Below are 11,438 nucleotides of genomic sequence, written 5' to 3'. Positions count from 1 at the left end.
CCTTTCGTACTCACTGCCAGAGCTAAGTAGGAGTTTATCCGCCACATGCGGGCGTAACTGCATACTCTGTAGGGCAGTAAATCTCGGCGCTCTGAGTACGGTTGCGACCTAAGCGCTTGGCGGCATAAAGCGCATCATCAGCACGGTTTAGTAGAGCATCGATACTCTCTTGGTTCTTCCAGACAGCAACACCAGAACTGATTGTACATTTAATGGTTTCATGATTGTCGAAGGAGAAAAAATCGCTATCATGGATCAACTGTCGTAATCTTTCAGCTATCTCCATCGCGGTATGGCATCCCGTTTCCGGTAGCAATACGACAAACTCCTCTCCACCAATTCGGGCAAAAACATCGAAATCGCGTAGGTTTTCGCTAATTCGTCGAGCCAACTCAGATAGTACTGCATCGCCGTTGTGGTGACCTAGTTTGTCGTTAATCTGCTTAAAGTAATCAATATCGAATATGATCAACGATAATGTAGTGCCGGCGCGCTTTGCACGCGCCATTTCCCGATTAGCGATAGAAAAAAATTCTCTTCGGTTGCTGATACCTGTTAGATAATCCTTACTAGCAAGTAAGTAGAGATGTTTTATATATTTGTCCTGTCTTTTCCTCTCATGCACCAGCATAGACCAAGTAAGTGTGGCCATCACTATGAAAACTGAGATTATCGGTAAAAAAATCTGTCTGAGGTAATGTTCGCCTGGCGTTGGCTTGGTCCAAGCGAGTGCTACAATCGGCTTTTCCATGGGATTGAGTAGATACATATCGGCATCTACCCGTTTGGCGCCTGCTTCTAGTTTATGCAAACTATTGAGTTGATAAGTATCAGATAACTGCTGTATGAAGGCGTCGTCCAAAAGCTGGGCAATTAATAAAAAAGAATCATCGCCCTTGGGCATTTCACTGCTTTCGTCACGGAACAGACCGACACTGACTAAATAAATGGCGCCTTCAATATCAAGGTAATGGCTGCTAATCCATCGCCCAGATAAGTTGTTGCGAGCTTCTGTAATGATTTGACCTAAGCCATTCTCCATCCATAATGAAATTGGTAGAGGCGCCTTGACTCCATTAATAAACCCAATGGTAGGAGATCCATTCTTCAGGATTGCCCCTGAAAAATCCACACCATAGTTGTCAGTTAAGTAGCTACCAATGTTTTCGTCAGCCCATTTGTAGTCTGGTTGCACAATTAAGTTCTGGTGACCTTCATCCCAGTAGGAATATTCCTGGATGAGATCCTGTAGATGACGGGTCTCAACACTCAGAGCTATTTCGACACGATTGTATAAATCTTTCTGTGCCAAATTATCCATTTTAAAAGATACTAATACCAGCAAGCTAATGATTGTAGCTAGGCTTAAACCGAATAGTAAGAGAATAAAAATGATACTCGCTTGGTTTGATCCTGTTAGGAAAGATGTTGCTATTTTCTGTGAGTCGTCTTCAGCCACTTTAAACCCTCCGCGGTTGTCGACTGCTACGTTAGTTTTTGGTCTTTACCTATATTCTTCCAAAAACCTCGCGAGCTGCGCTTGGGTTTCAGGTTTGTAAGGGTACAGCTTGCACCTGTGCGTAGCTGATAGGGATTTTTGGGATAGTTCTGTTGCGATTTCTGTCAAGCAGATATTATACCAATTCCCGTTAGGTTTAGCCCGAAAAACGGATGAACCGCCAAGGCAATCGCGCTATCGCGCTATGAGGGGTTTCTTCGCGAGTGTCCTGGAACTTGCGGTCAGTTTCACGAAACAAGGCCCAGATGTCGTCAAGGGTAACGAGGGTGCTCATGGCTATGTTTTGTTAATCTGAGAATGATGGCCGCGCCCAGTAAACAAAAGCGTTTAATAGCGGCGCGGGACGAAGCCGGGGGTGTTTTTCACTTCCATGATCTGATCGCCAATGGCCAGTACGATCAAGCCCTGGCGCTCGGCATGGCGCAGGACGCTGTCGTCCACGGCCAGGCTGGCGATCAGGCCCACCAGGGGCAGGGCTTGGTATTCAGGGAAGAAGGTGCGAAACGCGGGCAGTTCTTCATTCAGGAGATGGTCGATGTCGGCGCTGCGCAGGGTGCTCTTAACGCTGGCCAGACAAACGGTTTCCAGGGTAACAGCGAGGGCGTCGTATTCCTGTTGCCGGCCATCGGCCCGCTTGCGCTTGCGCCGCACGGACAGATCCATGACCTCCTGTCCAAGCATTTCTTGTACAATACGCGGCAGACTGGGAGCGACCAGATCCTCAACCAGTGTGCCAAGCTTGTTGGCGAGTTCGCCCCAGCGCCGGTTCATCTCACGGTTTTGCTGACGGCCCTCTTCTTTGAAAGCGCGCATCTCATCTTTAAAAGCCTGCATTTCATCTTTAAAAGCCTGCATTTCATCTTTGAATTCGCGCATTTCATCTTTAAAAGCCTGGGTATCTTCTTTGAATGCCCGCAACTCGGCTTCGGTGCGCATTTGCGAGTTGTACAGTTTGTTAAATTCGATACCAACACTGGTGATGAATGCGCTCAGCGCTTCATCCAGATGATCAACTCGTTCGGCTACGGTCACTTTGTTGTACTCCTCTGAGAATTAAGATCGGTTTTGACGAACAACAGCGTACTGCCTTCTTCTCTAAAAGATGATGTTTTTAAAATAATTTCTATCAATGCACACGCCCAATCAGGGTCAGCAGGCTAATGATGATGTACCCGACTCCAGCTAGGACGATGCCGAACTTCAGGGTTGCGCAAAGGTTTGCCAGCGCGGGCTAGTGAGCGTTCGTTGAACCGAGCAGGAGCCGCCACAGCGCGTAATTTTCCATCATGTCGAGTACGGCGGCGGCGAACATCGCCCAAGCGAGCAGGAAACCGGCGGTCGAGAATCCCTTTAACTACACTATACTTCGAAATAGGGTTTTACAATTGCCCATTGATCCATCAGCTTCTATATATCTGCATCAAGCCATAAATTTGCTAATGATAATTGTCGCTCTTGCCATCCTGGTATTGCCTGTTTTCCTGGATAACCCTTTATGACTGGCCCAAATCTTTCAGCGTGGGCGCTCGACCATCAACCGTTCATTCGTTATCTGATCGGTTTGTTGCTGTTGAGCGGTTTCTATGCCTATTTCACCCTCGGGCAAATGGAGGATCCTGAATTTACTATGAAAGGGATGGTAATCCAAGCCTACTGGCCAGGTGCTACAAGTCTGGAGACTGAGCAGCAGATTATTGATCCACTTGAAAAAAAACTGCAAGAAACTCCTTGGCTGGACTTTATCAGCAGCTATGCCAAACCTGGAGAAGCGGTCCTAATTATCTTACTCAAGGAATCTGTACCTCCCGATGAAGTGCCAGACATCTGGTACGAAGTTCGCAAAAAAGTCGCCGACATACGGCACAAACTTCCTGTCGGAGTGCAAGGACCGTTTTTCAATGATGAATTTGGTGACACTTTCGGCTCGATCTACGCTTTTACTGCAGATGGTTTCAGCTACGCGGAACTCAAAGAATATGTAGATTATGCACGTCAGAAACTATTAGGGCTGAATGACATTAGTAAAGTGGACGTGATCGGCGCTCAACAGGAAAAAATCTATATTGAAGGCTCTGATAAGAAGTTGGCCGCAATCGGAATCGATCCCCTGCTGATTTTTTCCACATTGACAACGCAAAATTCGGTGGAATCCGCCGGTACAATAGCGACTTCGCAGATCCAGATACCGCTGCGAGTGGACGGTAACTTTGCCTCCCTGGACAGCATCCGCGCTACCGGTATTCGCGTCAATGATCGGATTTTCCGTCTGAGCGATATTGCAGAAATCCGGCGAGGTTATCAAGACCCCCCAATCTTCAAGATGCGCTACATGGGTCAGGAAGCCATTGGTTTGGCGGTTTCCATGACCAAGGGCGGCAACATCTTGAAATTGGGTGCGGACTTGCGCCAGGCCATACATCAGCTACAAGCTGAACTACCGATTGGTATCGACATTCACCAAGTGGCTGATCAGCCGCGCGTCGTGAAAGCGGCGATTAATGAATTCATGAAGACTTTTCTTGAAGCACTGGTAATTGTGCTAGGAGTGACATTCTTCAGCCTGGGTTGGCGCGCTGGCGTGGTCGTAACTTTATGCATTCCACTGGTGCTAGCCATGACTTTCCTGGGTATGAAGTTGTTCGGCATTGACCTGCATCGCATTTCGCTAGGCGCGTTGATTATCGCCCTGGGTTTGCTGGTGGACGACGCCATCATTGTCCTGGAAATGATCGATCGCAAAATGGAGCAAGGTTGGGATCGGACCAAGGCCACCACCTTTGCATATACCAGCACCGCTTTTCCGATGCTGACCGGCACACTGGTAACGGTAGCCGGTTTCCTGCCCATTGGGTTGGCCCAGTCTAATGCGGGCGAATACACCTTTTCCATTTTCGCGGTGGTTAGCATCGCCTTGATATCGTCATGGATCGTTGCTGTAGTCTTCACGCCCTATTTGGCTTACACATTTTTAAATAGGCAGGAAAAGCCTGCTGGCAACGGGATGATACTTCCTCAATCCTTTTTCTCAGGTAGCGGCGGGTTCGGAAAGTGGGTACAACGCTACCGCGACGGGGTAATCCGTTGGGAAGAGGTGATCAACGATGGGTTATTGCGTTTGGTGGAATGGTGTTTGCTCCACCATCGAAGGGTACTTGTGTTTACTTTTTTGGCTTTTATCGCTGCCATCTTGGGCTTTCATTTCGTGCCAAAGCAATTCTTTCCTTCCTCATCTCGCCCTGAGTTGTTAGTAGACATGTGGTTACCAGAGGGCTCTTCGTTCGCTGCAACCGAAGAGCAAGTCAGGCAACTCGAAGCACGGGTCATAGGGGATGAAAATGTTATAAATCTTGTCAGTTATGTGGGCGGCGGTTCTCCCCGTTTCTATCTTTCGATGCGCATTCAGCAAGATAGCGTCAATTATGCCCAGGTTGTCATCATGAGTCGCGATGAGGATGCTCGTGAGGCAGTTCTGCAGCGCTTGAATCATGAGTTTGAGCAGGGCTTTCCAACGGTGCACGCTCGCGTATCGCGGCTGGAAAATGGCCCACCCCTCGGCTATCCGGTGCAGTTTCGAGTTGTGGGACGCGATTCGCGTCGGCTGCGAACCATTGCCAACGAACTGATTGAGATCATGCGAGCCAACCCCTACACACGGGATATCAACACGGACTGGAAAGAGCGGATTCAGGTTGTGCGATTGCGCATCGATCCGGACAAGGCGCGCGCGCTGGGTCTCAATATTCAGAATCTCTCGCGCAATCTCAGCGCCCTCGTCAGTGGTTTATCGGTCACACAGTACCGGGAAGGCGACAAGGTCATTGATATCGTGTTGCGCGCGCTCAGGGAGGAGCGTAGCAACTTGAGTGATCTGAAGGATCTTTATATTTATACTGAAAATCATCGCTTCGTTCCCTTAGGGCAGATTGCTTATATTGAACGTGCCTTTGAAGAAGGGATTGTTTGGCGACGCGACCGTTTTCCGACGATCACCGTACTAGCCGGGATTGTTGATGGAGTACAGGCGCCGGATGTGACCTTGCAGATTGACCATATGCTAGGCCCATTGCGCGCCCGGTTGCCCGATGGCTATCGCATCGAGATTGGCGGCGCCCAGGAAGCTAGCGTCAAATCGCAAGGGTCGATCTTTGCAGTCGCGCCACTGATGATGGCGGTCATCCTGACCCTGCTGATGCTCCAACTGCGGAGCTTCCAGCGGACACTGATTGTGATGCTTACGGCGCCGCTAGGCATCATTGGCGTTACGCTATTTTTGTTGATTACGCAATTGCCGTTTGGCTTTGTAGCTATGCTAGGGATGATTGCGCTGTCGGGGATCATCATGCGCAACGCGGTGATTCTGCTGGATCAGATTGACCAGGATCAGGCGGCAGGGCTGCCGCCTTGGCAGGCAGTGATCAGTTCGACGGTGCGTCGATTCCGGCCCATTATGTTGACCGCGTTGACGGCGATTCTGGCTTTGATTCCCTTAACCCAGAGTACCTTCTGGGCGCCTATGGCGGCGGCTATCATAGGTGGGTTGCTGATTGCGACCGTTCTTGATCGTTTAGCGCTGCCAGCGTTGTATGTCATTTGGTTTGGGATCCGTCCACCATCATCCTAACCGGCATCACCGCCGTATTGGAAGGCGTGCAACGAACTTTGCCCCGGTCAATCAGTTGTGAATTGGAAGAGGGTTAAGTGCGTTATGCCAATATCCGGCGATAACAGCGTTCGACGACATTCTACAGTTAGTCGAAGGGTAGAATGACGTTCGACCCCGAGTAATGCTCGTAGCAAAATGGCATTGCTGTCGGAAAATTTTACACAGTTAGAAGGCATTTTTTTACCCAGAATGACATGGCTAACCCGTCGCGAAATCGGCAAACAGCCAACCACGATATATTTCTCTTTGAAAATATAGAAAAAAGTCTCTTTGGAAGATATGGCTACAACAACCCATCCTACGAGGGTTTCAAGATATCTTCTTATGCGTTCGTGGCTGACCAGATTAGCCGCGTCAGAAAACTTTACACCATTAATAGATCGTTTTCGCTTGGGGGAAGCTGGTTCTATGGTTTTTTGATCAGCATAGCAACAAGTTAACTGACTGAATATTTTTAATATTTTATAATAATATTAAGCGGCATAGCAAAAATCCCCCCTAAAATCTGACGATGTCTGCATCAGCTCAATGTCGGAAAATTTTACATTTTTTTGGGTTAGCTGATTTGATTGAAACATAACTATATATTTTAATATAATTTTTTTTTTGGCCTAACCTTTGCTTATATAAATCGCGACTCATCCAGCTTTAGAAAACGGATGGACTAACTTACAGCCTATCAGTCCTAACTTAGGAGATTAACCTCATGAACCTGAAAAAAACCGCCTTAGCGGCAGCAATAGCAGGCGTGTTTGCGATGGGAGCAGCAGGGCAAGCAGCTGCTAGCGTATACGCAGGGTCGAAACTTGAGATCAGCGATCTTACGATCGTTATAACGGGTGTTAACGCGCCGGCAGTTTCGTCTTACAGCTTTAATCTTGACAACACGGCCACTCTAAATGGCGTGTCCGATACTACCGCTGGAATCAGTACAAGTTGCTTTGGTTCCGTCACGACTTCCGTTACTACATGCAGCACAACTCCTGGCACCCCTCCCCTAGCGGCTCATGCGGCCAATGCTCCAGGTGGTGCGCCGTCACGTGTTGATGGTGCAGCAAACAATTGGGATTTTTTCGGACCGGGCGTAGCTCAAACCTATGCAAACTCGGATTCCGAGATTCAAACTGCTCAGTTGGTGAACGGTGTTCCAACCAGCACGGTTCAGATCAGCGAAGCTGAAATTGCGGGGACAGGTACCGCACAGTCTTCCACGAATGTCCAATCAAACACTACTTTGAATTTCGTATTCACGACGGTAGGACCTGCTTCGTTAACACTGTCATTTCAGGCTAATCCATCTCTTTACGTGTCGGATGACACCGTACCCACCCCGCTCATTGCGCTTGCCCAAGCAAATACAGGTCTTAGTTTCGGACTTAGCAGCACCAACGCAGGCGTTAACGTAAGATGGAACCCTGATGGGTTAGCGGGTGGGTTCAGCAGTTGTGTTGGCGCCACATGTACTGAGAACGATGACGATGAGAGCCTCAATAACACAGTCGGTCTTCCCTCTGTTCCGGGAAGCGATGGCATCAGCGATATCCGGAGTGGTAACGACAATGGTTTATCAAACTTCAGCATAACGCTCGGTAGCCTTGGTGCAGGAACCTACTCGCTTACTTTGGCGGGCACTTCGTCCGTGAGTGTAGTGCAAATAGAATCAGTACCAGAACCCGCTACGCTGGCTCTTCTGGGGATAGGTTTACTCGGCATTGGAGCCGCCAAGCGCCGCAACAAGCGCGTGTGACTCTAAACCCTTTTTAGCAAGTGAGCCAAAGATGGGGGAAAGGCAGTTTAGCCTTCCCTTCTTTGGTTGCTCCTTACTAACCCACAAGCTAAGGAGTGCTAACTTGAAATCGGTTACGTATGTCTTGCTCAATTCTGATGACAGCAATGCCAATCAGCAGCGCATGACCATAGGAATATACAAGCACTACCCGTTTGAACGCTTCGCCGCCTACAGAGCCTTCATGCATTAAAGCGCCCAATATTGCTAGTATTGGTAATACGGTTAATAGCCCCGTGTTGCCTCTATAGAAAAGTCGGTACATTTTCCAGTCAAACTGCTCAGACATTATTCTCCAAGTGTTTCTTCCAGTCAGGAAAAACAACATGAGAGGTCCGAGAAAGAGTCCATTCGTCAACGGCGACATCTCAATAAAAAACTGCATGACCACATAACTAAATGGCACTAAGTGCAAAAGAATATGAGCGCGCATTGAAAATACGATTCCGCAATTTTCCTGATCCTTGGTCCTGGCGACTAATGCATAAGTCCAACCCAGCAGAACCGCGAGCGCAGTTACGGCGCATCCAAAAAACAAGATACTTAAACTGGTTGGACTAGCAAGGACGCGAGTCAGTACGAAACCAGCAATAGAAAACATAGAAACAAGCATCATCCATCTCGCCGCCATCTGATAGCCTCGCGCTGTTTTAAGCAATATACCTATGAATTATATTGTGTAATCAATCTATTATAAGTAGACGTGACAAGCCCCATGGGTCATCAACACCGGTTAACCCTGCAACTATGAACCATGCGTGCTATATCATGCTTCACAACCATTTACCTTATCTTTATTGAGTAAAAAAAAGACCAAGCTAGCTGCCTAACTATTGAACCGTTTTCAACTAAATCTCATCAGGTACATTAAAAGCAAGGATATAGTCGCGCAGATGATCACGAATCTGTTGATGCGAGAGCCCAAAATCCTCGGGGCGGTACCTGTGAGCACTCCCCTCCTTGGGCTGTTTGGCTAGAAAGGCACCCATGTTTTTCTCGGCTTCCGCCGAAAGTTGCAAATCAAACCGCTCATATATACGACATGCCGTTCCAAATGGATCATCTATAAGTTCATGGTACTGCACATCCATGAATCTTGATGAGTCACACTGCTGGCGCTGTATTAAATAGTTATCGTAATCAGCAGCGAGGCGAGTCAAGACTTGAGAACCCAATGCCTCAACATCGATATGCTGCATGTAAATGCCGCGAAATGTCGCACAAAGGCTTGCATAAGATGGTATGGACTTCACTGGATCTCGATGCATCTGAACAATGCATGCATCCGGGAGAACGTCCAGGATCGCTGTTATAGCCTCGATATGAGCAGGTGATTTCACTAACCATCTCTCTCCAGGGTATTTCCACTGTAGAGTTTGCAGTATACGTTTGTAGTGATGGTATGTGGAAAGATGTGATGCTGTATCAAGCCACAGTGAATAGCGAGGGACATTAAACATACCAACGAGCGCCAGCGTTGTGAACCCTTGCAGGAGAAGGGGAGTACACTCTTCAGGACCGTCGAGATAAAACGTGTGTATATGCTTCAAGTTTGGGGCCAGACGGTCTTGTAATTTCATGAGCGTCATGGCTTGTTTCCGTCGCGGGTCGCTTTGAAAGACATAGCTCCCTTCTGGGGGAACTTGAGATATAGTAGCCTCCCAATTCGATAGAAACCGATGATCTGGGTCTTGAGCAAGCAGATTAAATAGAAACGATGTGCCAGTGCGCGGTAACCCGAGAATGATAATCGGCTTGCGTATGGTTTCATCAAATATCTGGGGATGACCTTGCCAAAGGGCTGTAAGCCTTAACCGATGAACCAGAAGCCCAGTGATCACTTTTTTTACATAAAATCTTCCAAAAGGATGTAAGTCACCAGTTTCTTCCAATGCTTCTAAAAATTTTTGAAGCGGTTCTAGGAAAGTAGTGCAGCCAAAATCAGAATATCCAGCAGCTTTTTGTGCTGACTGCATTAGCGCATCGCTGGAAAATAGCTGAGAACTCATGTGCCTAGGCAATAAATTCGCCAGACTATTCCATATTCTCACCCAGGAACATTGATATGGCGTCATAGATGCTTTAATCCATGAGTAGAGGGTATCCGTGCATAAACGAAGGCTCAATATGGATTCCAGTCAGTTGGCGTTGTTAGGCGACCAGCAGTTCCAAGAGAGGTCTGAGCAAGCCTTTGCCCCGAATGCGGACGGTTATGCACGAACTGAAAGAAGCCCAGGTAGAGCGGCAGCTTTTCTTGCGAAATTCCTCGATGGGGTCGCAACCAGGAACGCAACAGGGACCAGAAACCCTCAGCGGTATTAACATGAATCTCATGGAAGCCATCGCCATCGTCGTCGCGGGCGTATTCACCCCGGCTGTGACACACCGTATGATGATCAAAGCCCCAATCCTTCAATGGGTTATAGATTGCATATTCATCGGTATACACCCGGGTTCCCGGGGCGATGAAAGTCTGAAGGAGCGGTTGGATGGTCGCTTGCTGGACATTATCCAGCATCCGGACGACCACCGCGCCGCCGCGCTCAATCATGCCGAGAATCGGCGGCTTTTCCTGCTCCAGGGTGCCTCGACCCCGTGCCCCCTTCAGCCGGCGACGCCGCCCGCGGCGGCCTTTTTTTTCACCGCGTCCGGATGCCCTTTATGCCCGGCCACCATATAGACCTCGTCGCATTCCACTTCCCCCGCCAAGGTGGGTTCGGGTTGGCGGGCGACGATACCTTGGCGCAGTTGCTCGGTCATCCGCTGCACGTCGTCCGGATTCAACGCCAACTCTTGGGCAATCTGGGCATTAGATAAGTTCAAACCCATAAAATATAAACATAATATCCAAATTCGTAACGGCGGGTGGTGGCCGGCCAACACCGTCCCGGTTAGATCGTCAAAAGAGCGATGGCACCCGGCACACCGATATTTCTGTCGCGCCGGTTGGGTCGTGTCGTGACCCTGCTTCGTCATGTTCGCCGCCCCACAATGGGGGCAGTGAACCCCATCGGGCCAGCGCAGTTGGCGGACCGTTTCGTAACACCGGACATCGTCCAGTAGATTCTGAAGGTTGATCATCGACGGGAAACCTGGAGCGCGGCGGTTCAAAACCTCTTCAGTGTAGCTCCTGTCCCTTGGCAGGGCGAGCCATCTTCAACAGCCTGGAATCCATATTGAGCCAAAACGAATACCTTTCATTTTAATGAAAGACCCCGCAGCAAGCTGCGGGGTATCAAAAGCGAGATGGTACATAGCAAGCTGCGGGGAATTAGACCCGTAAGAGATTAAAACACACACTAACAAAGATGAGCTAGTTCCCATTCGTTCCACCCGAACTTATTGTTTTCCAGAACCACTTTAGCATAACATAACAGGCGAATACCGGTAGCTCCAAAGAGGTGTACGACTGATGTCTTTTATTCTGTTACTTCCCTTCATTTGGCATTAGCCCGCTGAGCTTCAACATA

Annotated in this window: 6 protein-coding genes and 1 pseudogene; 2 read left to right on the top strand and 5 right to left on the bottom strand. The window is 48.7% G+C overall.

What is annotated here, in order from left to right:
- Positions 1–34: 34 nt before the first annotated feature.
- Both H6973_06315 and H6973_06310 read right to left on the bottom strand, forming a co-directional pair.
- Positions 35–1,459, bottom strand: coding sequence for a diguanylate cyclase (locus tag H6973_06315; GenBank protein ID MCP5125250.1), 1,425 nt, complete (start codon positions 1,457–1,459; stop codon positions 35–37).
- Positions 1,460–1,846: 387 nt separating this feature from the next.
- Entirely contained in the window at positions 1,847–2,551 is a 705-nt protein-coding gene (locus tag H6973_06310) for a hypothetical protein (protein ID MCP5125249.1), read from the bottom strand.
- Positions 2,552–3,014: 463 nt separating this feature from the next.
- Between H6973_06310 and H6973_06305 the strand changes: the two genes are divergently transcribed.
- Positions 3,015–6,140: an efflux RND transporter permease subunit gene (locus H6973_06305; protein MCP5125248.1), complete on the top strand. Its 3,126-nt coding sequence runs from the start codon at positions 3,015–3,017 to the stop codon at positions 6,138–6,140.
- A gap of 748 nt (positions 6,141–6,888) precedes the next feature.
- A complete protein-coding gene (locus H6973_06300) occupies positions 6,889–7,929 on the top strand; it encodes a PEP-CTERM sorting domain-containing protein (protein ID MCP5125247.1) in 1,041 nt (346 codons plus the stop codon).
- Positions 7,930–8,017: 88 nt separating this feature from the next.
- Here H6973_06300 and H6973_06295 read toward each other — a convergent pair whose 3' ends face one another.
- The 3 genes and pseudogenes from H6973_06295 to H6973_06285 form a co-directional block, all read right to left on the bottom strand.
- Positions 8,018–8,599, bottom strand: coding sequence for a hypothetical protein (locus tag H6973_06295; GenBank protein ID MCP5125246.1), 582 nt, complete (start codon positions 8,597–8,599; stop codon positions 8,018–8,020).
- 217 nt (positions 8,600–8,816) lie between these two features.
- The gene (locus H6973_06290; GenBank protein ID MCP5125245.1) at positions 8,817–10,043 is read right to left on the bottom strand and encodes a sulfotransferase; all 1,227 of its coding nucleotides are present in this window, start codon (positions 10,041–10,043) and stop codon (positions 8,817–8,819) included.
- Between the two features lie 76 nt (positions 10,044–10,119).
- A pseudogene (locus H6973_06285) lies at positions 10,120–11,049 on the bottom strand (IS1595 family transposase).
- Positions 11,050–11,438 lie beyond the last annotated feature (389 nt).

Source organism: Gammaproteobacteria bacterium, from assembly GCA_024235095.1.
Lineage (GTDB): Bacteria > Pseudomonadota > Gammaproteobacteria > Competibacterales > Competibacteraceae > UBA2383.
Note: the sequence above shows the minus strand (reverse complement) of the source record. Positions and strands in the feature narration are given on the sequence as shown.